23 protein-coding genes and 1 riboswitch are annotated in these 24,246 nt (G+C 55.2%); of the genes, 12 read left to right on the top strand and 11 right to left on the bottom strand.

All coding sequences use genetic code 11. From position 1 onward, the window contains the following. The first annotated feature begins 60 nt into the window (after positions 1-60). Positions 61-164: riboswitch (cyclic di-GMP riboswitch) on the top strand. A gap of 34 nt (positions 165-198) precedes the next feature. Further along, a complete protein-coding gene (locus MHH78_RS00455; protein ID WP_143803895.1) occupies positions 199-342 on the top strand; it encodes an anti-repressor SinI family protein in 144 nt (47 codons plus the stop codon). Positions 343-488: 146 nt separating this feature from the next. Here the strand turns inward: MHH78_RS00455 and MHH78_RS00450 are convergent, their stop codons facing one another. The 9 genes from MHH78_RS00450 to MHH78_RS00410 all read right to left on the bottom strand — a co-directional run bounded on the left by MHH78_RS00450 (position 489) and on the right by MHH78_RS00410 (position 8,499). After that, positions 489-821, bottom strand: a complete 333-nt coding sequence (locus MHH78_RS00450; protein ID WP_036732876.1) for a helix-turn-helix domain-containing protein — start codon at positions 819-821, stop codon at positions 489-491. A gap of 320 nt (positions 822-1,141) precedes the next feature. Then, positions 1,142-1,732 carry a TasA family protein gene (locus tag MHH78_RS00445; protein WP_036732873.1) on the bottom strand — a complete coding sequence of 197 codons (591 nt, stop codon included), beginning with the start codon at positions 1,730-1,732 and terminating at the stop codon, positions 1,142-1,144. Positions 1,733-1,769: 37 nt separating this feature from the next. Then, complete coding sequence (locus MHH78_RS00440; RefSeq protein ID WP_036732870.1) at positions 1,770-2,366, bottom strand: TasA family protein; 597 nt, start codon at positions 2,364-2,366, stop codon at positions 1,770-1,772. Positions 2,367-2,465: 99 nt separating this feature from the next. After that, the gene (sipW, locus tag MHH78_RS00435) at positions 2,466-3,068 is read right to left on the bottom strand and encodes a signal peptidase I SipW (protein ID WP_340956553.1); all 603 of its coding nucleotides are present in this window, start codon (positions 3,066-3,068) and stop codon (positions 2,466-2,468) included. A gap of 1 nt (position 3,069) precedes the next feature. Then, positions 3,070-4,380, bottom strand: coding sequence for a hypothetical protein (locus MHH78_RS00430; RefSeq protein ID WP_341166288.1), 1,311 nt, complete (start codon positions 4,378-4,380; stop codon positions 3,070-3,072). A gap of 512 nt (positions 4,381-4,892) precedes the next feature. Beyond that, positions 4,893-5,870 carry an aldo/keto reductase gene (locus MHH78_RS00425; protein ID WP_341166287.1) on the bottom strand — a complete coding sequence of 326 codons (978 nt, stop codon included), beginning with the start codon at positions 5,868-5,870 and terminating at the stop codon, positions 4,893-4,895. A gap of 65 nt (positions 5,871-5,935) precedes the next feature. Beyond that, a complete protein-coding gene (locus MHH78_RS00420; protein ID WP_036699028.1) occupies positions 5,936-6,148 on the bottom strand; it encodes a hypothetical protein in 213 nt (70 codons plus the stop codon). Between the two features lie 253 nt (positions 6,149-6,401). Continuing rightward, on the bottom strand, positions 6,402-7,001 hold the full coding sequence (locus tag MHH78_RS00415; protein WP_341166286.1) for a PadR family transcriptional regulator: 600 nt from the start codon (positions 6,999-7,001) through the stop codon (positions 6,402-6,404). Further along, positions 6,979-8,499, bottom strand: a complete 1,521-nt coding sequence (locus tag MHH78_RS00410) for an MDR family MFS transporter (RefSeq protein WP_076086811.1) — start codon at positions 8,497-8,499, stop codon at positions 6,979-6,981. The genes MHH78_RS00415 and MHH78_RS00410 overlap by 23 nt, the downstream gene beginning before the upstream one ends. Before the next feature lie 268 nt (positions 8,500-8,767). Between MHH78_RS00410 and MHH78_RS00405 the strand changes: the two genes are divergently transcribed. From MHH78_RS00405 to MHH78_RS00395, 3 genes are all read left to right on the top strand, one after another. After that, the gene (locus MHH78_RS00405) at positions 8,768-9,118 is read left to right on the top strand and encodes a metal-sensitive transcriptional regulator (RefSeq protein WP_076086814.1); all 351 of its coding nucleotides are present in this window, start codon (positions 8,768-8,770) and stop codon (positions 9,116-9,118) included. A gap of 295 nt (positions 9,119-9,413) precedes the next feature. Then, entirely contained in the window at positions 9,414-9,614 is a 201-nt protein-coding gene (locus MHH78_RS00400) for a copper ion binding protein (RefSeq protein WP_036732845.1), read from the top strand. A gap of 118 nt (positions 9,615-9,732) precedes the next feature. Then, positions 9,733-12,189 carry a heavy metal translocating P-type ATPase gene (locus MHH78_RS00395; RefSeq protein ID WP_341166285.1) on the top strand — a complete coding sequence of 819 codons (2,457 nt, stop codon included), beginning with the start codon at positions 9,733-9,735 and terminating at the stop codon, positions 12,187-12,189. Positions 12,190-12,731: 542 nt separating this feature from the next. Here the strand turns inward: MHH78_RS00395 and MHH78_RS00390 are convergent. Then, positions 12,732-13,670: a DMT family transporter gene (locus MHH78_RS00390; protein WP_341166284.1), complete on the bottom strand. Its 939-nt coding sequence runs from the start codon at positions 13,668-13,670 to the stop codon at positions 12,732-12,734. Between the two features lie 208 nt (positions 13,671-13,878). Here MHH78_RS00390 and MHH78_RS00385 point away from each other — a divergent pair, with 208 nt between their 5' ends. The 8 genes from MHH78_RS00385 (at position 13,879) to MHH78_RS00350 (ending at position 22,670) form a co-directional block, all read left to right on the top strand. Further along, positions 13,879-15,222 (top strand): aminotransferase-like domain-containing protein, encoded by a 1,344-nt coding sequence (locus MHH78_RS00385; protein WP_341166283.1) that lies wholly within the window; start codon positions 13,879-13,881, stop codon positions 15,220-15,222. A gap of 129 nt (positions 15,223-15,351) precedes the next feature. After that, the gene (gene nfsA, locus MHH78_RS00380) at positions 15,352-16,104 is read left to right on the top strand and encodes an oxygen-insensitive NADPH nitroreductase (protein WP_341166282.1); all 753 of its coding nucleotides are present in this window, start codon (positions 15,352-15,354) and stop codon (positions 16,102-16,104) included. Positions 16,105-17,029: 925 nt separating this feature from the next. Beyond that, a complete protein-coding gene (locus MHH78_RS00375; RefSeq protein WP_341166281.1) occupies positions 17,030-18,292 on the top strand; it encodes an alpha/beta hydrolase family protein in 1,263 nt (420 codons plus the stop codon). A gap of 109 nt (positions 18,293-18,401) precedes the next feature. Further along, positions 18,402-18,989: a TetR/AcrR family transcriptional regulator gene (locus tag MHH78_RS00370; RefSeq protein ID WP_341166280.1), complete on the top strand. Its 588-nt coding sequence runs from the start codon at positions 18,402-18,404 to the stop codon at positions 18,987-18,989. Between the two features lie 272 nt (positions 18,990-19,261). After that, on the top strand, positions 19,262-20,173 hold the full coding sequence (locus MHH78_RS00365) for an ABC transporter ATP-binding protein (RefSeq protein ID WP_341166279.1): 912 nt from the start codon (positions 19,262-19,264) through the stop codon (positions 20,171-20,173). Further along, complete coding sequence (locus tag MHH78_RS00360) at positions 20,173-20,910, top strand: ABC transporter permease (protein WP_341170255.1); 738 nt, start codon at positions 20,173-20,175, stop codon at positions 20,908-20,910. Before MHH78_RS00365 ends, MHH78_RS00360 begins: the two co-directional genes overlap by 1 nt. Positions 20,911-20,913: 3 nt before the next feature. Next, a complete protein-coding gene (locus MHH78_RS00355; protein WP_341166278.1) occupies positions 20,914-22,071 on the top strand; it encodes a sensor histidine kinase in 1,158 nt (385 codons plus the stop codon). Next, positions 22,068-22,670, top strand: a complete 603-nt coding sequence (locus tag MHH78_RS00350; protein ID WP_341166277.1) for a response regulator transcription factor — start codon at positions 22,068-22,070, stop codon at positions 22,668-22,670. The genes MHH78_RS00355 and MHH78_RS00350 overlap by 4 nt, the downstream gene beginning before the upstream one ends. 736 nt (positions 22,671-23,406) lie before the next feature. On the opposite strand, the gene MHH78_RS00345 is transcribed toward MHH78_RS00350, so the two are convergent. After that, positions 23,407-24,231: an ABC transporter ATP-binding protein gene (locus MHH78_RS00345; RefSeq protein ID WP_235192090.1), complete on the bottom strand. Its 825-nt coding sequence runs from the start codon at positions 24,229-24,231 to the stop codon at positions 23,407-23,409. Positions 24,232-24,246 lie beyond the last annotated feature (15 nt).

Genomic DNA, 24,246 nt, shown 5'->3' with positions numbered 1-24,246 from the left:
AATGTTATTGCGGAGAACGGTTTCATCGATTCTTGCCAGATCCTTTCATGATGGAAAGGGTCCAGTAAAAGGTAAACCTGCCGAAAGACAGGGGCACAAAGTCTCGGATCTAAAGTAGAAATACTACAAAGTAGCAATACTACTATGATGGCCGGACTGCCTGGGGACGCGAAAATTCTAGGAGGAGATTTCTTGGATATGTCCAACCAGGGGAATGACGAGCTGCAGGCAGTAGATCTGGATTTAGAATGGGTGCACTTGCTGATGTCTGCCAAGCAGGCGGGGATCGCGGCGGAGGATATCCGCCGGTTTCTAAGTGAGAAGGCGCTCCAGGCGATGTAAGGGCGGTCATCATTGTTCGGATACATACAGAAAAGGCACAGCGTACCGGTACGCTGTGCCTTTTCTGTATGCCGCTTGAAAGGCTGCCTTCGCCGAAGGCGGCCTCCCTGCCGTGCGGAGTCTTCCCTGTGGCATATAATGCTCGTCTAGTTGTCCTTTTGTTCCATGCGCCATTTCTGGTAATCGAGGAATTCCTTGAATTCGCGTTTGCTTATACCGGAGGCCATGGCCTCCTGAACCAGCCGGAACCATTCCCCGTCCAGAGCCTGTTCTTCCGTCTCTGCCAGTCCGCCATACAACAGTGCATGAATGGATACCTGAAGCGCGTCAGCGATTTTTTCGATGAATTGAATGGAGGGGTTGGATTGAATGTTCCGTTCCACATTACTGAGGTATGATTTCGCCACATCAGCCTTATCGGCAAGCTCGGATAACGAATAGCCCTTCTCCAGCCGGAGTTTGTGGATGCGGCTTCCCATAGTATCTGACACGATTACAACGCCCTCCGTACTTTTTTTGGTGAAAAATAAGAAGTTATATGCTTCGCGATATACATTCTCCTTATCCTTCTCGTTGAAACGGTACCGCCCGTTCAAAGGCCGGCAAAGCCGTTTTCTCTTGTCAGTATAACAAAAATCCGCAAAACGGACAAAAATCTTGAACCCGGCAACGGGGAAAAAGAAACGGCATACCCGGCCCGGATGAGGGAGGATATGCCGTCTTGATGGATTGCTAAAACGCTGCCTTCCTAATAAAAGGACGGCAAAGCCATGTTCACTTGTATAGGCCGGCCCCTGATCTACTTGGCTTCTCCCACTCCTTGAAGAGCATCGAAGGTCCAGTTCAGCGCTAAGCCGTCACCCTGGAAAATGTTCTGATCGAGCGTGTTGTCTACGAATTCGAAGGCGATCTTGAAGGTCTTGGACCCGGCGGCGGCAATCCCTCCTGGCAGTACACCTGCTGCTACGAGATCGTAGCTGGGGGTGTTTTTCAGATCCTTCAGGGAGATCTCGGACAGCACATGACCGCTTAGTGAACCGCCGGTGTACGTATTATCCAGGAGCTTGACCTTGAAGTGGTCTCCGAGATCCTGGCCCGCGTTATCGCCCTTGGCATCGGTCACGGTGTAAGTGGTGGCAAGCTTGAGGAATTTGATATCCAGTGTGCCGTCATTGGACAAGGTGAAGGTGCGGACGGTGTAGTCTCCCGGCTTCAGATTCGTCAGTGCTACCGGAGTATTGAAGGAAGAGCCGAGCTTCAGCGTACCCGCTGCGAAGGTTGCCGTGCTGGTAGCTGTGGAGCTGAAGTAAGCGAAGGTGCCCCCGCCGATTAAAGACAAGCCCAGTGCTGCCGATGCTACGCCAAGACCCAATGTTTTTTTGATACCCATCATTTATTTCCTCCTCGAATGGTTTGTTTTTGTGGAATTATTTGAGCGTGCCTTTTTCCTGGTTGGCTTCGAAATTCAGAGTCAGTGCAAGCGTGTCGCCCTGATAATAGTTCTGCGGCTGGAGGGTCTCCTTGAAGGCGAACTGGATGGTCAGGTTATCCGAGGTACCGGCTTTGATGCCGGACTTCTCTCCGCCTAAGATCGCTCCGAGAATTCCCCGGGCCACCAGATCGGGACTCTCCTGCTCCAGATCGGCCAGCGAGATGACCAGGAGCGGCGATTCCTTCTTATCCTTGTTCACGAGGAAGGTCACAATAATATCATCCTTGAAATTATGGGAGCCGTTGTCTCCCTGGGCGTCTGTAATGGCCGATGAGGTGCGCAGTACCACTTTGGGAATATTGAGCGTCCCGTCATTTTTGAGCTTGAAGTCCCGTAAGACGGTATCGCCCGGCTTGAGATTGCTGAGATTAACAATGACGGAGGGATCAGATTGTAATGATAGGGTTCCGTTGTTAAAAGAAGCTGAGGAAGTAGAAGTGCTGCTGAAGTAAGCGAAGGTGCCTCCGCCGACCAGGGTTAAGCCTAATGCTGCCGATACAACGCCGAGACCTAATGTTTTTTTGACGTTCATTTGTTCATCCCTCTCTTTTGAGTCTGCTTTGTGCATAGCCGGTGCTTCCGGCAAGCTGTATTGTGGCTCCGCGTTTCGTAAACGGGAGAGAACAATTGATCATTGTACGAGGTCAGTCAGAGTATCCGGCCCGCCGCTGCTGGCTGCGGATGACGGGGCGTTCTTCTTTTCCAGTGCCGCAACGGCCTTCCAGGAAGAATACAGCGCGTAGAGAAGCAGGAGCAGTCCGGGAATAATCATCAGCACTACGCTTCCGGCTTTGGAGACTGCGAAGCTCATGGCATAGCCCACATAGGGGACGGTCACGCCGGTGTACTCACCGACCACATTCGTGGAACTGACGGCTGCGGTGTCGGCTGAATCATTATTGTCGCCCTTGGTGGTGTAGCTGGCTTCCCCCAGAGCACTGTTCAGCTCGGCATCGACCACGCGGTGGGTAATCAGAATGTTATCGGGATTCAGAAAAGTGATCACATCGCCCTTCTGGAACCGGGTCATGTCCCCGCCCGGCTTAATGGCCACAATGGAACCGGTCTGGATGCCGGGCTCCATGGAGCCGGATAATACCGTCTTGATCTGGTAGCCGAAGAAGGAGGGCTCGCCGCCGGAGGCTTTGGAGATGACAACGGCTGTGATTAGCACCAGGAACACTATAAGAATCAGAGTGGAAATTATCGTATTGACTATTTTTCGGATGCGCATCTTATTCGCCGCCTTTGCTGGGTTCAGATTGTGGAGCCGGTGTAACTGTAGGAGCAGGCTGCGCGCCGTCCATTACAGTGCCTGGAATTACGCTGCCGGGTAATGGATCTGGAGTTGCTTCCGGTAAAAGAAGCTCAGACGCCGGAGTGGCAGTGGGAATAGCTTCTGCTGCTGCTGAAGCTGTGGGGACTGGATTGTCCTCTACAGGCGCTGCGGGAGCAGGCTCCTCTGCCGGCTGGCTTTTGTCAGGAAGACTGGTTGCGGCCGGCTGGTTCTGTGCTTGTTCATGCTCCAGCTTCAGCGCTTCGTCAGCAGCCTTCTGCTTCTCTATGGCGAGCCGCTGGGCTTCCTCCGCTCTGGCTTTATCGGCCTTTTCAAGCGCCAGGCGTTCCTCTTCCTCTTGCTGTGCCTTCGCTTTGTCCTCAAGGGTTGTTTTGGCTTCAGCGATTTCTGTGAGCCGCTCCTGTAAGGTATGGATGGTGGAGAACAGGGTATCCTTGGACGCCGTTAATTCGGTATTCAACTGCTCATACGTGGCCAGCAGCGCGGGGGATACCTGCGAATCTGCTTGGTAGGCGCTGGTTACGAATGAGAGGATAGGCTCTTCAGCAGGGAAGCTGTAGTCATCCTGCCGGAGCAAGACGCGGTCCGGATTGCCGGTGGGCAAGGATCCGCCGATATCATGAATCGAGCCAAGATACTGCACAATTCCGCTTAACGTCTCTGCCAGCGATTCCGACAGAATCCCGCTTTGATGAAGGCTCTCTTGAATCTGGTCGAAGAACTGGGCATCACGGATTTCCAGACAGTTAGGATCGAGGTTCACCATATATCCTCCAAGCTTGTGCAGAATGGCCGCTGCATTGCCAATTTCCTGCAGAATGTGTTGCCAGACCGTCCTATTGAAGCTCAGCTGCTTCTCCAGCAGGTCGATCTCGCTGCCAGCTTGAGTGAGCTCGGACGAGAGTTCATCCGCAGCCTGATCCAGCTCTGCAAGCGACAGCTCTCCGGCAGCGACTGAGGTGTTATACACTCCGCTGATGCTATGGCTGCCAAGGGAAGCTTTCAGCTCTATGACGGTGTTTAGATGCCCGCTGAATTCCGACAACAACTGCTCAATCTGACCCGGGAAAACCGAACACAGCCCGATGGAGCTGATCTGTTCCTGGGAGGTGTTGAACTCTCCATAGGTGCTGCCGATCTGGCCTGAGGTGTACATCAGGAGCACAGATACGGCCATACCCGATTGCAGAATCCGCAGGCCGAGCTTCCTGGTTTTCCGTTTGCGCCGCTTGGCAGATCTGGGGTACATAGCTAAGCCCCCTCTCGAGTTGCTAATGAATAATTCGTTATATTCGTTCTTAATAAAGAACGATATCGTAAGCAAATCATACACCGCGCTGCTCAGAAAAGAAAAATGTTATTTTCAGCGTAATGTTCGCAATAAAGTACGAAATGTATTAGATATCTCTATTTATCTGCCGATATCGCTGTTTTTCACAAATGTTCTTTATAAAGAACGGTCGGCGGGCGTGGCTGGGAGGGTAGGGAGAGTAACTAGTGCACCTGAATGGGGCGAAAGTGGGCGATACGCGGAAATGAGGAGCACTAGTGCACCTGAATCTGCCGAAAGCAGAGGATACAAGGTGTTGGCCGCAACACAATCCGACGGTGAGGGATAGGCACCAGTTGGCTAAACGATGGGGTTTAGTGTAATCCACGGCAAAGAAGGTACTGTCCATAAAAGGATAGTACCCTCTCCGATGCACCTGTTCAATTTCAGTGTACCTGCCCAATAATCCGGATCTCCAGCAAACTACACCCTTAAGGAAGCTTCTCCCCGCGCGAGGTGACGTACAGCTCATACCATTCCTTGCGGGAGAGCTCTACCTGGTCTGCGTCTGCACAGGCGGCGATCCGCTGCGGATTCACGGTGCCGATGACGGGCTGGATGGCTGCGGGATGGGTCATCAGCCAAGCCAGCACGATAGCCTCGGACGTTGTGCCCTTCTCGTTAGCAAGTCTCTGTACCATGGCCGCTGTATTCACAACATTCTCCGGCTGGCCTTCAAGCGGCCGTCCGCTGAAGAGTCCCTGGGCCAGGGGGCCCCAGGCCTGAAGCTGGATGTTCCCGGCACGGCAATACTCCATGGTGCCCTCCGGGAATGTAATGTCCTTCCACGGGTCGCGGTTCACGCTGAGTACGGCGTCAACCCAGCTGATCCGGGACAGGCTCATATGCAGCTGGTTGACAATGAACGGCTCGTCGCAATAAGTCTGTAACAGCTGGATCTGGGCGGCGCTCATGTTGGAGACGCCGAAGTGGCGCACCTTGCCGGAGGCCTTGAGCTGATGGAGCGCTTCCGCCACTTCTTCAGGGTCCATTAACGGGTCGGGGCGGTGCAGCAGCAGAATATCAATATACTCTGTGCCCAGCCGTGCGAGAGTTCCATCGACGCTGGACAGAATGTGCTCCCTGGAGAGGTCGAAGCTATTGGAGATATCGCCTGGCTCCATCAGCTTGATGCCGCATTTCGACTGGAGCAGGATGTCCCCGCGCAGCCCCGGCCGCTCCTTGAAGATCTGCCCGAACACCTTCTCCGCCTTGCCCCGGGTGTAGATATCCGCATGATCAAAAAAATTAATACCTATAGACAGCGCCGCGTCCAGCGCCTCATGTCCCTGCTTCATATTCGCAGCGGTGACCGGTTCACGGTCCCAGCCGCCGCCCAGCCCCATGCAGCCCAGGGCGATACGGCTGGCGGGTATGCCGCGCCGGTTAAGGGGTAGCGCATTCAGCAATGTGATCCCTCCATCATATTCAGCTTGAGAATGCCCCGGTTAGGTTACCGGAAAAGCATACACCTTCAGAACCCGGTGTGGTATCTCTTGTCGCTGGAGGAACGGTGCTTCGTGGTCTCTTTATCCTTCTCTTCTTCCTTCTCAAGTGTCAGGTCCTCTACGGGTATCGGGTCCACATGCTGCTGGCTCTCATCTACATCGAACAGGCTGGGCTTGTCCGTAGGGTATTGCTCCGGGTGGTCACGCTCGTCTCTGATCGGCTTTTTGTCATCGCTCATAGCGGCTTCACTTCCCTTTCCAGAGTATCCGCCAGGCGGGGCCGGCACACCGCACGAATTGAAACTGTAGTACAGCCGGATGCCCAAGCCGCTCGCCAGCGGTTTGCTCCAAATATAAGAATTTATATGTTTCACACTATAACTTATCCTTCTATTTCCCGCTGAAACGGTACCGCCCTTTAAAAGGACAGTAAAGCCGTTTCCACTTGCTAATAAACACATACGGTCTTCGCTAAACAATTACATCGGCTATCTACTTCTTGTAGTCTGCGATAATCGGTCTGCCGATATCATTCATTTTGCGGACGGCTACATCCTCATACAGGCGCTTCAGCCATTTCAGCTCGGTCTGGCTATGCTCATATCTGCCGTACATCATATGCAGCACCGAGCGGGGCACAATGGAGATATGCTCCTCGTATACTTGATAGGCAAAATTCACCTGATGCTCCGCCTCCCGGATGCGCTCTTCCAGCAGCTTAGCCACCTTGCCCTGGTCGATATGACGGGCGAGGGCAAGGGCCATGTACAGCGGATGATACGGCGGATCACTTTTTTTAATCTGCTGGAGAATGAGCTGCTCCATCAATTCTTTGCCTTTATCCGTAATGCGGTAGATGGTCTTATCCGGCCGGTCGGGGCTGTGAATGATCTCCACCGCCTCGATATGGCCGCCTGCGGCCAGCTTGTCAACGGCATAATATAAGGAACCGGTCTGCAGCTTGATGACTTGATCCATGGAGCGTTCCTTCATGACAAGGGTGATCTCGTAGGGATGCATATCCCGCTCCAGCAGAATTCCCAGAATCAGCAGCTTCATCGGCATGGGCTTACCGCTGACCTTGATTTGCACCGTGCTGGCTGCCCTGCGGCAGCAGACGGTCCTTCGGCATCAGCAGGACGAAGACCACCGTAAGCACCGCCGGAACGATAGCCCACAAGAAGGTATGCGAGATCGACGAAGACAGTGAATTCGTAATCTTCTCCAGGACAGGCGGCGGAATCTGTGCTCTGGCCTCAGGCGTCAACGCGGAACGCGGGTCGCCGAAGGAAGCGGCCTGACCGCTGTCTCCGAAGGCTGTACTAAGCTCTGAGGCGAAGCTGTTACGCTGGATGATGCCGAAGATCGTTATCCCCAGCGTCATCCCGAGCGAGCGCATGAAGGTACTGGTGGACGTTGCCGATCCGCGCTGGCGCATGTCGAAATGCTGGATCGAAGACAGGCTGAGCACGGAGAAGGAGAAGCCGACTCCGAAGCCGGTCAGGGCCATGAAGGCATTAAGCGCCATCCGGGAGGTCTCCGGGGTCAAGGTGCTGAGGGAGTAGATCCCGCCTACGAAGCAGACTGCTGACAGCAGCATGATGTTGCGGAAGCTCGTTTTGGTGGTAAGCAGGCCGCCGGACTGGCTGCCGATTACGGTACCGATCATCATCGGCATCAGAATCAGGCCGGAGTTGGTGGCCGAGCCGCCGTATACCCCCTGGACGTAGATCGGGATATATACCGTGGCTACGATGAATGCCGAACCATAGAACAGCCCCAGGATACTGCTGGTTGCGAACAGGCGCTGGCGGAACATGGCGAAGGAGATGACTGGCTCTGCCGCGATTTTTTCAATGACAATGAAGGCGATTAGAAGCACGGCGAACGCAGCGAACAAGCCGAGAATGACCAGAGAATCCCAGGCATACTGGTTGCCGCCAAGCTCCAGGGCGAACATCAGGCAGATAATCCCTGCCACCAGAGTGAAAGCGCCGCCCCAGTCAATCCGCTGCTTGGAATGCGATATGGATTCCTTGTAGGAGGTCATAATAAGGAAGAACGAGACAATCCCGATGGGCAGGTTAATATAGAAAATCCAGTGCCAGCTCATATATTCGGTGATATAAGCACCAAGTAGAGGCCCAATCACACTGGAGATCCCGAAGACAGCGCCGAAGAGTCCGGTGAGCTTGCCTCTTTTCTCAGGCGGGAAGATGTCGAAGACAATCGTGAAGGCAATCGGCATCAGTGCACCGCCGCCAATCCCTTGAATCGCACGGTAAATACTGAGCTGGGTAATGCTCGCCGACGTTCCGCACAGGGCGGAGCCAATCAGGAACACGATAAGCCCGAAGATGAAAAACCGCTTGCGCCCGTACATATCGGACAATTTGCCGAAGATCGGGGTGCCGGCCATAACCATGACCATATAAGCAGAGGTGACCCAGACGATTTTATCCAGTCCTCCAAGATCGGACACAATCGTGCCCATAGCTGCGGCAACAATGGTATTATCCATGGCCGACATCAGAATGCCGAGCAGCAGTCCGATAATGACTAGCTTGAGATTACTTTCTTTGGTGTGCATGTTAAGCTCCTTTATGTTTAAAATTCAATGGAATTTCATTATATTCAAATTTGAATAGGGTGGCAATTGTTTTTTTCAAGAGGACAGACGGGTTGGGATCTGCTTGGGAACTTGCATGCGTGTACTTGGTATTCCTTATCGGCCGGTCCTTTATTCCAGCTGCAATAGGGCAAAATATCTGAAGGAGGGGCGGAGGGCGCTTGTCCGCTAAGGTCTTGACATACCCATGGGGGGTATATTATATTGGTACATAAGGAGGCTGATTCCTGTGTCTACAAATGAGAAGGACCCTGCCGGACAGGATTTCGCCGAAGCCTGCCATTCTTCTGCAGCATCCGGCGGCCGCAAGAGTCATCATTCCCCGGAATTCAAGAACGGGCTGACGACCCGGCTGAACCGGATTGAAGGGCAGATCCGCGGTGTGAAAGGCATGATTGAACGCGATACCTACTGCGATGATGTGCTGAATCAGCTGGCGGCGGTGCAGGCGGCCCTGAACAGTGTCGGCAAGCTGCTGCTTGAAGGCCATATGAAGAGCTGTATTATCGAACGGATCGAAGCCGGTGAGCATGAGGTGATTGATGAGCTGCTGGTCACGGTGAACAAGCTGATGAAATAAAGATGGGGCCTGGAGAGTTTGAATGTCTAAATTCAATGATGAGGACCGTAACTGCGGTGAATTTAGAACTTTCGGCCGCTGTTGTCCACAGATTTCATGATTGATACCGCCGTAGCGGTAGAAATCCGTGGACAAAGGCGGTCGCTGGCGCTCCTGCAGTTTCAAAATTCCCCTCCGTTACTATCATCTATTGTTATTTTCTCAAGATCAAACTCTTCAGGCATATGAGGAGCCGAAAGACCAAGCATTCGCTTACAATTAAGCAAATGCTAAATAACATTGGGAGGTTATTCAAATGTCGAATGTAACACTGAATGTTGAAGGAATGTCCTGCGGTCATTGTGTAAGTGCTGTAGAGAAGGCTGTTAGCGGCGTAGGCGCTGCGGCGAAGGTGGATCTGCCGGCGAAGACGGTGGCGGTTGAATTCGATGAGAATACGGTAAGCCTGGATAAGATCAAGGCTGCTATTGAAGATCAGGGCTACGACGTAGTGTAAGCTAAAGGTTGTAATATAAGGGCTTGGAGCAGGGAACCCTGGGGTACAGGGCCGGGCGCCAATGCCTTTTCTTTTCAAAATAAATATACCCCTTGGGGGTATATGGAGGTGCATGAGGATGGAAAAGAGTGCAGAGTCCGCCCCGCAGCAACAGGCAACGCTGCAAATTACCGGCATGACCTGCTCTGCTTGTGCGACGCGGATCGAGAAGGGTTTGTCCCGCATGGAGGGGGTATCCCGGGCGAATGTCAATCTGGCGCTGGAGCAGGCTACAGTGGGCTTCGATCCGGCAGTTGCAGATGTGGCGCAAATGGAGGAGAAGATCCGCTCTCTGGGCTATGATACGCTGAAGGAGTCGGCGGATTTCGATATTACCGGCATGACCTGTGCTGCCTGCTCGGCTCGTATTGAGAAGGTGCTGGGACGGATGCCGGGGATTGCGGCCGTGAATGTGAACCTGGCGCTGGAGACTGCGCATGTGGAATATTCGCCGGGCAATGTCAGTACAGCCGAGATTATGGATAAGGTGAGCAGCATCGGCTATAAGGCGGCGCTTAAGCAGGACCGGAAGGATATCGCGGAGCAGCGCAGTGAAGAGATTACACGCAAGCGGAATAAGTGGATGCTCTCCGCGTTGTTGTCCCTACCGCTGCTCTGGGCCATGGCCGGCCACTTCTCGTTCACAACCTGGATTTGGACGCCGGAGCTATTCATGAATCCCTGGTTCCAGCTTGTGCTGGCGACCCCGGTTCAGTTCGTGATCGGCTGGCAGTTCTATGTCAGCGCCTATAAGGCGCTGAAGAACGGCAGTGCCAACATGGATGTGCTGGTGGTGCTGGGCACCTCGGCGGCGTATTTTTACAGCTTGTACCTGACGATTGATTCGCTGAAAATGAGCGGGATGCACCACACCGTGGAGCTATACTTCGAGACCAGTGCGGTTCTGATCACGTTAATTCTCGTAGGCAAGTGGTTCGAGGCGCTGGCGAAGGGGCGTTCATCGGATGCGATCCGCAGCCTGATGGGGCTGCAGGCCAAGACTGCGCTGGTGCTGCGGGACGGTGCAGAGCTGAGTATTCCCGTCGAGGATGTAGTGATCGGCGATATTGTGCTGGTGAAGCCCGGCACGAAGGTGCCTGTAGACGGTGAAGTCGTGGAGGGGCTGTCCTCCGTCGATGAATCTATGCTCACCGGCGAGAGTATCCCGGTAGAGAAGAAGCCGGGGGATTCCGTTATCGGAGCCACGCTGAACAAGAACGGAATGCTGCGGGTCAAAGCCCGCAAGGTCGGCCGCGATACGGCGCTGGCACAGATCATCAGAGTCGTGGAAGAAGCGCAGGGCTCGAAGGCGCCGATCCAGCGGATTGCCGATGTCATCTCCGGGATCTTCGTGCCGATTGTGGTCGGTATTGCTGCCGTAACCTTCGGGGTCTGGTATATCTGGGGAGCGCCGGGGCAGTTCGCGGAGGCCCTGGAGAAAGCGATCGCCGTGCTTGTCATCGCCTGTCCATGCGCACTGGGACTTGCGACACCAACCTCGATTATGGCCGGGTCCGGCCGGGCTGCCGAGTTCGGCATCCTGTTCAAGGGCGGGGAGCATCTGGAAGCCGCGCAGGGCGTGAAGGTAGTGGTCGTGGATAAGACGGGAACGGTGACTAACGGTAAGCCGGTGCTGACCGATATTATAGCGACTGCCGGAAATGAGACACAAGGCAGGGTGCTTGCCGAGAATCGTCTGCTGTCGATTACAGCAGCTGCGGAGAAGCTCTCGGAGCATCCGCTGGCGGAGGCCATAGTGGCTGGTGCACAGGGCAGAGGAATCGACCTGCCGCCTGCGGGCCAGTTCGAGGCGGTACCGGGGCGCGGGGTGTCGGCGGTAGTGGACGGCCAGAAGGTAAGCGTAGGCACACGGCGGATGATGGTGGAGAACGGGCTGGATATCGGGCCGTGGACAGGGATCATGACCAGGCTGGAGCAGGAAGGCAAAACAGCGATGCTGGTAGCCGTGGAGGATGCGGTAGCGGGAGTGATTGCCGTGGCTGACACGATCAAGGAGACCTCCCGCGAAGCGGTAGCCCGGCTGCATGCCATGGGTATCGAGGTTGTCATGATTACTGGAGACAACAAGATTACGGCCCAGGCAATTGCAGATCAGGCGGGTATCCGCACGGTTCTGGCGGAGGTGCTGCCTGAGGGCAAGGCGGAAGAGATCCGCAGGCTCCAGAGCGGCGGGGTCAAGGTGGCTATGGTCGGCGACGGCATCAACGATGCTCCTGCGCTGGCGACTGCGGATACGGGCATGGCGATCGGCACCGGCACGGATGTGGCGATGGAGGCGGCGGATATTACGCTGATGCGCGGCGATCTGATGAGTATCCCAGATGCGATCCTGATGAGCCGCAAGACCATGCGCAATATCAAGCAGAATCTGTTCTGGGCGCTGGCCTACAATACGATCGGAATCCCGATTGCGGCACTGGGCTTCCTGGCACCCTGGCTGGCCGGAGCCGCGATGGCCTTCAGCTCGGTGTCGGTTGTACTGAACGCGCTGCGGCTACAGCGCGTCAAGCTATAAGGGGCCAAGACGTCTGTCTGCAGACGGTCCGGTCCGGACAATTGCGGAAACCAAAGAACCGCCGGGTTTAATCCTGCGGTTCTTTGTGTTTTTAGGCGGAGTGGGGAATTGAGGAAGTGGGGAATTTACCGGTTGGATAACTTTCTATGGAGTATAGAGCAGAGCTGGAGTGTAGAACGGAGCTCTCTGAAGCACAAACTTTGGTCTTGTATCAGGATTCCGAACGAAGCCACCAATAGTCCGTTTTATGAAATCAAAAGTACGCTGCATGGGCCAATCAAAGGGATAAATCCCTCTGATTCCATGAAAAGTTAGCTGCACAAGCTAATCAAAGGGATAAATCCCTCTGATTCCACCAAATGTTAGAAGCACGAGCTAATCAAAGGGATAAATCCCTCTGATTCCATGAAAAGTTAGCTGCACGAGCAAATCAAGTGGATAAATCCCTCTGATTCTCGCGAATGGGGTGCTGGCGGGAGGAATCAGGAGCAGAAGTGCACTTGAATCCGGAATGCCATCTAGCCCGGTCCAGTCAGCCCCGCTTATTCCGGTCCTTGCTGACCCGGAGAGCCTCCCTTGCTGCGGCCAAGCAGGTTCGTGCCAATGACCCCGGCGATGATCAGGAAGGATCCGATCCAGTGATAGACCGTGATCTGCTCACCCAGGAAGACCGCTCCAGCTGCAATGGATACGATGGTGGACAGATTAGTGAAGACGCTCATGAGTGAGGCCTCGATTTTGGATAAAATATAGGTTGAAGTCAGGGTTGTGACCAGCGAGGCGATCACCCCCAGATATACGGCGGACAGGACAAACGTTGCACTTCCCAGCGGATTCAGGAACTCCCCGAGCGTCCCGCTGACTGTATGTCCGGTAAGCGAGATGATTAGGAAGGTGGCGAAGCCGACCCCCATCATCAGGTAGCTGAGCTCAGCGGGGCTGAAGTGGCTGGAGAGGGAGCGGGCCAGTACACTGTACCCGGCAAAAGCTAGACAAGTCATAAACAGCAGCACAATCCCGGTCATATTGGACAGCTGAATGCCGCTTCCCTTCATGACGAAGATGAAAACCACGCCGAATACCGAGAGGAAGATGCACAGCTTTTGCAGCAGGGTGGTCTTCTCCTTCAGGACAACCCCGGCGATGATCATCGTCACCACCGGAGTGAACGAATAGAGGATGCCTCCCTCGGCTGAGGTGGCGCGCTGAAGTCCGAAGACCTGCAGGGTGAAGAAGCCGAGCGGATACATCGCGGCGAGCAGCAGGGCCCGGCCAATCGGCTTGCCCCGGTAGGACACCTTGACCCAGCCGAGGGCGACCGGAACCGACATGACGGCAAAAGAGGCAGCGAACCGGAAGGTCAGCGTGTCGAGCGGCCCGGCGTGAACCAGAGCTACTTTGGTGAACAGGAAGGAGAAGCCGATAATGACCGCATTGAGTACGGCGAAGCTATAGGCCAGCTTGAGTCCTTGTTTGTGCATGGGTACATCTCCTTGTAGGTTAGTGAAGATTGGATGCTGTAAACATTCGATCTATTACTTTAAAATTAAAGGAAAAGGCGTACACCAACAATACAAGGTTTCCTTAACTGTACCGGTACAGCTTGCAGCGATCCCTATATAATAAGGGAAGAATAATAGGATAAAATACAAGGCATAGCATGGTAATGACGGCGAACGGAGGCGGGCGATGAACAAGTATCATCAGGTGATTACAGAGCTTGAGCGGCAGATGAAGGAAGGGCAGTACCGCCCCGGGGATAAGCTACCGTCTGTGCGCAGTGCTTCAGAAATCTACGGCTGCAGTGTCAGTACCATTCTGAAGGCTTACGGGGAGCTGGAGCGGACGCATACGATCTACTCTATTCCGCAGAGCGGTTATTACATGGTGGACAAGAGTGAGGATTCGGCAGCGGCGGGGAGCGAAGGGACGGTTGATTTTGCTTCGGCTTCGCCGGATCTGAACGTGTTTCCGTACCTGGACTTCCAGCATTGCCTCAATAAAGCGATTGACCAGTACAAATACCATCTGTTCACCTATGGCGATGCGCTGGGGCTGGAGACACTGCGCCGCACCCTGGTGTCGCATCTGGCCGAGTATCAGGTGTTCGCCAAGGCGGAGTCGATCCTGATTACCTCCGGGATACAGCAGGCGCTGGAGATACTGGCCAGAATGCCTTTTCCCAGCGGCAGGACGGAGATTCTGGTGGAACAGCCGGGGTACGATATTTTTTTGCGGTATTTGGAGGCTGAGGGGCTGCCGGTGAGCGGAATCGGGCGTTCGGCCGCGGGCATTAACCTGCAGGAGCTGGAGGAGCGGTTCGCGAGCGGGCGATTCAAATTTTTTTATACGATGCCCAGATATCACAATCCGCTCGGGACAACCTACAGCACAGAGGAACGCAAGGCCATTGCCGGCTTGGCAGCCAAATACGATGTCTACATCGCCGAGGATGATTATATGGCGGATCTGGGGATTGGACGGCGTTATGACCCGATCTATGCGTATGACCAGACCTCCCATGTCATTTATCTCAAAAGCTTCTCCAAAATCATCTTCCCGGGCCTTAGGCTCGGTGCGGTAGTGGTACCGCAGCCGCTGCTGGAGACCTTCCGCTCCTATAAAGGCTACACCGATACCTCGCTGCTGTCGCAGGCTGCGCTTGAGGTATACATCAAGAACGGGATGTACGGGCATCACAGGCACAAGATCAAAGCTATGTACGCCAAAAAAATCCGCGCGGTATACGTTGCGCTTGGGCGGCATAATACGGACGGCTTCATCGAAGCCTCTGCGGACAGCTCCGGCATCTATATCCAGTTCAAGCTGCCGCTCACCGTCAACCTGGAGCGTCTGGTCAAGCGCCTGGCCGGGCGGCAGATCCGCGTGGTGCCGGGGAACGGCTTCTATCTGCCGGGTTACCAGACCCGGGACAAATTCCTGCGCATCAGTATTTCCCGGGCGGGGCTTACGCAGATTGATGAGGGAATCCTGGCGATTGTCCAGGAGGTGAAGCGGGGGAACGGGTGGTAAAGGAAGAGGAATGGGAGGAAGAGGAGGAAGATGAGGAAGATGAGGAAAAGGAAAGCCACGCTTGTTGTCTGAGCCGCGAAATGGGATCATAATAGGCTTATATTAGGAGTTAAGAAAGGCGGGACGATAATGAAACCCACGAATGAAACCCTTGAGTTGTTGAACCGTCATACCTCTGTCCGCCAGTACCAGGACAAGCCGGTCAGTGACGAACTGCTGGCAGCAGTGATTGGAGCGGGGCAGATGGCTTCGACCTCCAGCAATGTCCAGGCGTACACGGTTATTGCTGTAACTGAGCCTGCGCTTAAAGAGCAGCTATCCGTTTTGTCCGGTAATCAGGCCTACATCAAGCAGTGCCCGGTCTTTCTGGTCTGGTGTGCGGACATGTACCGGCTGCGGGAAGCGTCGGCTCCGCATTTGCAGGGGAAGCCGTCCTACGAGGACACGGCTGAGAATCTGATTGTAGCGACTGTCGATGTGGCGCTGGCCGCGCAGAATGCGGCGGTTGCCGCTGAATCGCTGGGCCTCGGCATTGTCTATATCGGCGGCATCCGCAATGAGATCGCCGCGGTATCTGAGCTCCTCGGCCTGCCGGAGCTGGTCTATCCGGTCTTCGGCATGTGCCTCGGGTATCCGGCCGCCGTGAACGGTATCCGCCCGCGCCTGCCGCAGGCGGCGGTGCTGCATCATAACGGCTACAATGCCGAAGCCGCAGTGGAACAGGCCCGCGTGTACGACGCGATCTCCAGCGACTATATGCGCGAGCGTACCGGCGGCCAGAACGCAGCCTCCTGGTCGGAGATGATGGCCGGCCGGCTAGCTCAGCCTGCCCGGCTGCACATGAAGGAATTCCTGCTTAGCAAGGGATTTATGCAGCGGTAGAATTGGAAAGGTCTTCTCCGGAGTTAGCGGGGGAGGCCTTTTTTTGATTGGAGGCGAGTGGACTTGTGTATGCGAAAAACTGAACACAGTAGGCTAGCGCGAAGGTACGTAGGCTCAATACGCCACAGCCAGTAACAAATATTGGGATTTACTGCATGAAATGCAACAATGCTGCCCAATAGAAGCGACCTATGCAGAAATCCTGCACGAAATGCAACAATGTCAGAGCTAACCTGCTCAAAACGCCAAAATTCCTGCAAATCATGCAACATTGCACCGCAGCCAGTAACATGTCTGGAGAAATCCTGCAAAAACTGCAACAATGTTGCTACATACAAGCGGTTGGTGAGAGTGAAAACCATCAAAATTGGCCAGAGATAGGCAGAACGCCGCCAAGATGTGCTACTGCGAGTGAGCAGGGCGAATGTATGTGGAAAACAACACACAATGTGCAACTGCGAGGGTGAGCGGGGTAAATGTATGCCGAAAACAACATACAATGTGCAACTGCAAGGGTGAGCGGGGCGAATGTATGTGGAAAACAACACACAATGTGCAACTGCGAGGGTGAGCGGGGCGAATGTATGTTGAAAACAACATACAATGTGCAACTGCGGGGGGATCGGGGCAAATGTATGCGTAAAACCGAATGCAGTGGGTTCGAGTGGAGGTGAGGGAGCCGAAGCGAGCGGAATACTATTCTCCCATTTGATTATTTTGCGCGTATTGCAAAATTGCATTAAAAGAAATATTGCGTGTTGCGCAAAAATATGGAAAGTGCTAAAATCTGGTAAGAGGTTGGATTTCGCTGGACGCCAACACCCGGGCCCGGAATCGCGCCGTAGCCTAATTCCCTCTTCCGCTTCGCGGCTGTTTCTGCTGTGGATGATCTTGAAAGGATAGATTGGAGAAGGAGGAGAATGGTATGGTACAGGTAGACGGGCAAGAGACAAAGGTGGCTGCACGATTGACGCACAAGGTATTCTTCGAGCGCGATGATATTGAATTCACGTTCCAGTGGCTGCTGTCGTTCGTACACTGCGGCGGTGTGTCACAGGGTGAAGTATTCAAGCTTGCACGGAACATCGATCCCAGCTCTTTGACCAGCTGGAAGACTGAATTCGAGAAGGAAGCCGTTAAAATCGAGGCAACAGCAGAGCGCTGCCTGAAGAAAGGGCATCTGATCAGCGCCGGTGAGGCATTCATTCGTGCCCATTCGTATTACAGGGCAGCCTTCTATGGAGCTTTTCCCGGCGAACCGGATTTCGCACGGTACCACGGCAAAAGTGTGGAATGCTTCCGCAAGGCGCTTGATGCGAAGTCTGAGCAGATTCCCCATGAGTGGGTCGAGGTGGAATACAAGGGGTATAAGTTCCCGGGCTGCTTCCTGAAGGCGGAGCACGGGAATGCGCCTAAGCCAACGATTATTTTCCATAACGGCGGGGAGACGCACAAGGAAGATACCTATTTTCTCGGAGGGCAAGCGGCTATTGACCGGGGATACAACGCGCTGATCGTAGACCTTCCTTATGATGTATGTGTCAGATTCTATGAGCCTGAGGCGACAGCACGGAACTTCCCGCGCGAGGAGCTGCATAATGTCTACAGAGCCACCACGGATTTCGTCCTGGCCCGTCCGGATGTGGACCCTGAGCGGCTGGTGGTCAGCGGCATGAGCTATGGCGGGGCCAAGACGATGGTGCATGCCAGCTGTGACGACCGCTTCGCAGCGGCAGTGCCCAACTCACCGGTGTACTCCATGGCGTCCTTCATTGAACGCGGTATGCCTTCGTTCCTGCGGGGCAGCGCGGAGGAAGCGGTAGAAGCGAGCAAAAAGATGCCATATACCGGGCAGGTCCTGTTCGCCGGATCGGCTTGGTCGCACGGCTTCGATAGTATTGCCGAGTGGTATCATGTAGCCAGGGAAGCGATCGAAGTGGACCCGAAGGATGTCAAATGTCCCTTGCTCTCCATGTTTTCGGAAGCGGAGCATCCTGAGATGCAGCGGCAGGCGGTAGACACTTACGAGAAGGCCCCCAATGAGAAGAACGCGATCTTCAAGGGGACGGAAGAGGATGGTGCGGACCTGCACTGCCAGCTGAACAATCTGCCGCTCAGCTACCAGGTGATGTTTGACTGGCTGGATGAGGTGCTCGATTATAACATTCAGCTTCCAGCGGCGCAGTAAACAATTCCGCAGAATAATACCAGGGTCTGTAGTGCTGAAATTTTCAGCACCGCAGGCCTTTGATTACATATAGAATTGACTACATACAGGAATGGAGACATAGACGGACATGACGACTGAGAAACCGGGCTTGAGAGAACGCAAGAAGGAAGAGACCAGGCGGACGCTAAGTGATGTAGCCTGCAGACTTGCCATGGAGAAAGGGGCCAGCCAGGTCCGGGTGGAGGATATTGCCGCAGCCGCGAATGTCTCCATGCGGACGTTCAATAACTATTTTGCTTCCAAAGAGGCTGCAATGGTCGGCAATGCTTATCAGCGTTCCGAGCGGATAGCGGCTGCCCTTGCCGGCCGTCCATCCGGTGAACCACTGCAGGAATCGATCCGGGCTGCTGTGCTTGAGGGATTCGCCGAAACAACAGACCGGCAGTGGTATGCACGCATCGTCCTTCTCCGTGATGATCCGGCATTGTTCGGCGCGACACGGAAGGTGGAGATCGAGATTGAGCGGGAGCTCGCCAGGGTGATCGCGGAACGTACACACAAGGATGTAAAGTTCGACCTGTACCCGGACTTATTGGCTGCGCTGCTCATGGCAGCGATACGCACAGCGGTCTTCCATTGGGTAAGCGCCCCTCCCGGAGGGGAGACGCTGAACGATATGCTGGAGCAGGCGCTCCAAAGGCTGAGGTTTGAGTAATAGGCACACGGAGGCGCTCTTGCTACGATAACGGAATCGTGGACAGGAGTGCTTTATTTAAATATAAACTTATATGTTTCACATGATAAATTATCCTTCTATTTCTCGCTGAAACGGTACCGTCCTTAAAAGGACGGCAAAGCCGTTTCTACTTGTTGCCCGGGTGACAGTTGTCACTTTGAATCGGTGACAGTCCATACTGATGCTCCTCTCCGGTCTCCGGTACTATAGCAATATAGCCAAGAAGGCAGAAGGACACGGAGGGATACACGATGGAACATGTCATTGAAATGAAAAATGTCAGCCGCAGCTTCCAGGAGAAGCAAGCGGTGAAGCAGGTGAGCTTCAGCATTAGCCGCGGCTCGATCACAGCGGTGCTTGGCCCTAACGGAGCCGGCAAAACCACCACACTGGCGATGCTTCTGGGCTTGCTTGAGCCCTCGGAGGGCAGCGTGAAGGTGTTCGGTCTTAAGCCGGCAGACGTCAGGGTGAAGCAGCGGACCGGAGCCATGCTCCAGGAGGTCAGTGTCATGGACCGGCTCAAGGTCCGGGAGCTTCTGGCCCTGATCCGCAGCTATTATCCGCAGCCGATGGAGATGGAGGTGCTGCTTCAGGCGACGGGGCTGGGGGAGGCGGATCTGAACCGCTATGCGGAGAAGCTCTCCGGCGGGCAGAAGCGCAGCCTTAGCTTCGCGCTGGCGCTGGCGGGCAACCCGGATCTGCTGTTTTTTGACGAGCCGACGGTGGGGTTGGATACGACAGCGCGGCGGCATTTCTGGGAGAGGGTGCGGGGACTGGCCGATCAGGGCAAGACGATTCTGTTCAGCACCCACTATCTGCAGGAGGCGGAGGATATCGCGGACCGGATTCTGCTGTTCAACCGGGGAGTGCTGGCGGCGGACGGAAGCCCGGACGAGATTAAGGCGAGACTGGTCAAGAAGTCGCTGTCCTTCCTGGCGTCCGGCGACCCGGCGCTGCTGCGCAATCAATTGCTGGAGCTGCCAGCCGTGGAAGGCTGCTACGAGAAGGATGGACGGCTGCATGTGTCGACAGGGAATACGGATGAGGCGCTGCGGGCTATTTTCGTGAACGGGCTGGCCGTGCAGGATGTACGGATCGACCAGGGGAAGCTGGATGAAGCGTTCGAGCAATTGACCCTGAATCAAGAGGAGGCGGCAGTATGATGAACCCTATGATAGCCCAGTGCAAGGCAGAGCTGCTGCGGATTATCCGCAATCCCTATTATGTATTCTGGTCGCTGCTCATGCCGATTATGTTCTACTTCATCTTCACCCGGGTGGTGAATACGGGGACGGACGATACGAAGCAGTGGCAGGCGCATTATCTGATGTCGATGGCGGCCTTCAGCGTGATGGGCTCGGCGATTATGACCCTCGGCGTCCGGCTGGTACAGGAGCAGACGCAGGGCTGGAATACGTTTATCCGCATTACTCCGCTGCCGTCCACGGTATATTTTTTCGGCAAAATGTTCGGTCAGAGCATCATGCATCTGTTCTCGGTTCTGTGTATTTTCGCAGCCGGGTACCTGATTAACGGGGTATCGCTGACAGCAGCGCAGTGGCTGCTTAGCGGACTGTGGCTGCTTGCGGGCTCTCTGCCTTTTCTGGCGCTGGGTACGATTATCGGGTCCATGAAGCGGGTGGATACGGCCAGCGGGGTGAGCAATGTGCTCTATATGGGGCTGGCGGTGGCCGGGGGCATGTGGATGCCTCTGGAGATTATGCCTAAGCTGATGCAGAAGATCGGACACTGGCTGCCGTCCTACAATTATGGAGGTGGAGCCTGGGCGATTGTAGCGGGAGATTCCCCGTCGTGGAAGGCCGTACTGCTGCTGCTCGGTTACCTGGCTGTATTTATGTTATTATCGGTCTATATAAGGCGAAAACAGGAAGCGGTGTAATCCATGGTGGCACGTAAGCAGTTCCGGATATTTCCGAAAAGATTCGGCTTCTTCCCCTATATCTGGCTGTTCTATCTGGTGTTCCCGGTGCTGAATCTCGATGGCTACAGCGGCTATAAGCTGATGTGGGGAGTGGCGCTGCTCCTGCTGTTCCTGGTGATTTACCGCCAGCTCTACTGGGCGGAAGAGAGAACGTATACGGCCTGGCTGGGGCTGCAGATGCTGATTATTGTCGTGCTAACCGTAGTCTATAGCCCCTACAACATGTATATGGGCTTCTTCACCAGCAACTTTATCGGTTGGTATACCGACTTGCGCCGGTTCAGACGGGCCTTGGCCATATTCACAGCTATGCTGATCGCGTTGGCTCTGCTGTCCCTGGATCAAATGTACAGCACGGGGGGATTGCTGTTCATGGTGCCCTTTGCGCTGATGATGCTGATTACTCCCTTCGGTATCCGCTCCATGAACCGGCGGAGGATGCTGGAGAAGGAGCTGGATCAGGCCAATGAGGTGATTAGAGAGATGATCAAGCGCGAGGAACGGATGCGCATCGCGCGTGATCTGCATGATACGATGGGACACACGTTGTCGCTGATTACGCTGAAAAGCCAGCTTGTTGAAAAGCTGGTTGTCAAAAATCCCGAGCGGGCGCAGGCGGAAGCCCGTGAGATCCAGCGGACCTCGCGGGCCGCGTTGCGCCAGGTGCGGGAGCTGGTCTCAGAGATGCGAGCGGTCTCAGTCGCTGAAGAGCTGGTCGAGGCGGCGGAGATGCTGCGCAGCGCGGAGATCGCGCTTGAGGTAGAGGGAGATGCAGCACTGCCGGGCGTATCCGATCTGACGCAGAGTATTCTCAGCCTCTGTATCAAGGAGGGAATCACCAATATCGTCAAGCATAGCCGTGCGGACCAGTGCCGGATCAGCATCGTAATGACACCCGGCGAGGTACAGATTACGCTGGAGGATAACGGCATAGGGGTAGATGCCTGCGGCTCGGAGAGCACGGATCGCCGGGACGGCAATGGCATGAAGGGAATGGGCGAGCGGCTGGCCCTGATTGACGGTTCACTGACGCTTGCCCAGAGACCCGGAGGGGGAACCCTGCTGACGGTGGTCACACCACGAGTAGTTAAGGATGGAAAGGATGGGGAAACAGCATGATCAGCATCGTAATTGCCGAGGATCAGCGGCTGCTGCGCGGCGCAATGGCGTCGCTGCTCGATCTGGAGGAGGATATTGAGGTGGCGGGCGAAGCCGGGGACGGGGCGGAGGCGCTGGCCCTGATCGAACGTGTCCAGCCGGATGTGTGTCTGATGGATATTGAGATGCCGCTGATGAGCGGCCTGGAGGTGGCGGAGATACTGAAATCGCGGGGCTGCGCCACCAAGATTATTATCCTGACCACCTTCGCCCGTCCCGGCTATTTCGAGCGCGGAGTGAAGGCCGGAATTCAGGGCTATCTGCTGAAGGATGAGCCGGTGGATAAGCTGGCGGATGCCATCCGCCGCGTGATGGGCGGGGGCCGCGAGGTCTCCCCCGAGCTGGTCTTTGGCAGCCTGCGCGAAGAGAACCCGCTCTCGGACCGGGAGCGGGAGATTCTGAAGCTGGCCGCCGCGGGCCGGAGTGCCGGAGAGATCGCCGCGGCGCTCCACCTCTCCTATGGCACGGTCCGCAACTACATCTCGGAGATCCTCAGCAAGCTTGCGGTCAAGACCCGGATCGAAGCCGTACGGCTGGCGGAGGACAAGGGCTGGATGTAGGGCGGGCGGGTAAGTGAAGGTAAGTGAGGGTAGTGCCATGAGTGCAAGTAGTGTAGTGAGTGCAGTGAGTGAAGTAGTGCAACAAGTGCCGGTGAGTATACTGGGTGCGAGATGTATATGTGGATGATGGATGGTCAGATGGGTGTGCGGATGTGCGGGTTTGAGTAGTGGCGGGGCCTAAGGGGTACCAGTACATGCGGTATACTTAATTGCACTCCATACAACTAAATCGTCTGATAGATCATTAATGATCCCTATAGCTGCATTTCGTACAACTAACCTGCTTTTTATAGCTTGATATCACTCATTCGGGCAGATTTAGTTGTACAGACTACAGTTATAGGAGACGAGCGATCCTTTTTACTGTTTTTAATTGCACAGACTACAACTACACGGGTGAAGTGGTTCGCAACTTACATTACACCACCTGAGTTTGTTCTAGCCCATTGTATTTTCTACAACAGATGCTCCCTAAATATGCCGCGAATTTGAATCTAATGCACTTCGTACAGCAGAAATCTGCGAAAGTGGTGTTTTGGGGCAAACAAACAAAAATCTGCTGTATAAAATACAGCAGAAGTGAATTTCGCCTGGAATATTGCAGATTCTATTGCAGTAAATACAATCAGGTAGAGTTGTGCCGCTACAGACAAGGCAGTGCCGAGTCACGAGGACTGTTGTTACCATAGCAAGGGGCGCAACCGTTACAGCTAAGTCACCAGCGCAGCACCCCCTCTTAGCTCTGGCTCTTCGCCTGCTCCTCGCGCATCCACTCTGAGAGCTGGCGCCGCATCCGGAGGAACTCCGGCGAATCGGCGATCTCTTCGCGGCGCGGGCGCGGGAACGGGACCTCCACGGTGTGGAGGACGGAGCCGGGACGCCCCGAGAAGACGTAGATGCGGGTGGAGAGCAGCAGCGCCTCTTCAATGTTATGGGTGATGAACAGCACGGAACGGCGGTTCTCCTCCCACAGCTCCAGCAGCCAGCGCTGCATCTGCTCGCGGGTCAGCGCGTCGAGCGCGCTGAACGGCTCATCGAGCAGCATCAGCTCCTGCGGTGCGAGCATGGCCCGCAGGAAGGCGGCCCGCTGCTGCATGCCGCCGGAGAGCATGTGCGGGTAGGCCCGCTCGAAGCCGCCGAGGCCGATCTTCGCCAGCCAGTGGCGCGCAGCCTCGCGCGCCTCCCGCTGCGGGGCGCCTTGCAGCTCGCCGCCAAGCAGGACGTTATCCAGTGTGCTGCGCCACGGGAACAGTGCGGGCTGCTGCGGCATATAGCTGATCTTGCCGCGCTGCCCGGTCACCGGGATGCCGTTCATGCGGACGGTTCCGGTATCCGGCAGCGTAAGGCCGCCGATAATATGGAACAGCGTGCTTTTGCCGCAGCCGGACGGGCCGACAATGGAGACGAATTCCTGCGGCTCCACGGTCAGGGACACCTGATTCAGCACCTGTGTCTCCCGGCGGCGGTGCTTGAACGACTTGCTGATGCCGCTGACTTCGAGCGCAGGCGGCACACTCCGAGTACCCAGGCGTCCGTCTCCGTCCGCCTTCTCCAGTTCAATCCTCGTAAGCTCAGA

This window comes from Paenibacillus sp. FSL H3-0333 (assembly GCF_038002805.1).
Taxonomy (GTDB): Bacteria; Bacillota; Bacilli; order Paenibacillales; family Paenibacillaceae; genus Paenibacillus_AQ; species Paenibacillus_AQ silagei.
The sequence above is the reverse complement of the archived record's forward strand: the minus strand, read 5'-3'. Positions and strand labels throughout refer to the sequence as shown.

Excerpts from the sequence above, each read along its gene's own strand:
- sipW (WP_340956553.1), bottom strand. The coding sequence starts at position 3,068 with ATGCGCATCCGAAAAATAGTCAATACGATAATTTCCACTCTGATTCTT.
- MHH78_RS00395 (WP_341166285.1), top strand. The coding sequence starts at position 9,733 with ATGGAAAAGAGTGCAGAGTCCGCCCCGCAGCAACAGGCAACGCTGCAA.
- MHH78_RS00365 (WP_341166279.1), top strand. The coding sequence starts at position 19,262 with ATGGAACATGTCATTGAAATGAAAAATGTCAGCCGCAGCTTCCAGGAG.
- nfsA (WP_341166282.1), top strand. The coding sequence starts at position 15,352 with ATGAAACCCACGAATGAAACCCTTGAGTTGTTGAACCGTCATACCTCT.
- MHH78_RS00370 (WP_341166280.1), top strand. The coding sequence starts at position 18,402 with ATGACGACTGAGAAACCGGGCTTGAGAGAACGCAAGAAGGAAGAGACC.
- MHH78_RS00360 (WP_341170255.1), top strand. The coding sequence starts at position 20,173 with ATGAACCCTATGATAGCCCAGTGCAAGGCAGAGCTGCTGCGGATTATC.
- MHH78_RS00400 (WP_036732845.1), top strand. The coding sequence starts at position 9,414 with ATGTCGAATGTAACACTGAATGTTGAAGGAATGTCCTGCGGTCATTGT.
- MHH78_RS00410 (WP_076086811.1), bottom strand. The coding sequence starts at position 8,499 with ATGCACACCAAAGAAAGTAATCTCAAGCTAGTCATTATCGGACTGCTG.
- MHH78_RS00420 (WP_036699028.1), bottom strand. The coding sequence starts at position 6,148 with ATGAGCGATGACAAAAAGCCGATCAGAGACGAGCGTGACCACCCGGAG.
- MHH78_RS00430 (WP_341166288.1), bottom strand. The coding sequence starts at position 4,380 with ATGTACCCCAGATCTGCCAAGCGGCGCAAACGGAAAACCAGGAAGCTC.
- MHH78_RS00455 (WP_143803895.1), top strand. The coding sequence starts at position 199 with ATGTCCAACCAGGGGAATGACGAGCTGCAGGCAGTAGATCTGGATTTA.
- MHH78_RS00440 (WP_036732870.1), bottom strand. The coding sequence starts at position 2,366 with ATGAACGTCAAAAAAACATTAGGTCTCGGCGTTGTATCGGCAGCATTA.
- MHH78_RS00445 (WP_036732873.1), bottom strand. The coding sequence starts at position 1,732 with ATGGGTATCAAAAAAACATTGGGTCTTGGCGTAGCATCGGCAGCACTG.
- MHH78_RS00450 (WP_036732876.1), bottom strand. The coding sequence starts at position 821 with ATGGGAAGCCGCATCCACAAACTCCGGCTGGAGAAGGGCTATTCGTTA.
- MHH78_RS00375 (WP_341166281.1), top strand. The coding sequence starts at position 17,030 with ATGGTACAGGTAGACGGGCAAGAGACAAAGGTGGCTGCACGATTGACG.
- MHH78_RS00385 (WP_341166283.1), top strand. The coding sequence starts at position 13,879 with ATGAACAAGTATCATCAGGTGATTACAGAGCTTGAGCGGCAGATGAAG.
- MHH78_RS00390 (WP_341166284.1), bottom strand. The coding sequence starts at position 13,670 with ATGCACAAACAAGGACTCAAGCTGGCCTATAGCTTCGCCGTACTCAAT.
- MHH78_RS00355 (WP_341166278.1), top strand. The coding sequence starts at position 20,914 with ATGGTGGCACGTAAGCAGTTCCGGATATTTCCGAAAAGATTCGGCTTC.
- MHH78_RS00350 (WP_341166277.1), top strand. The coding sequence starts at position 22,068 with ATGATCAGCATCGTAATTGCCGAGGATCAGCGGCTGCTGCGCGGCGCA.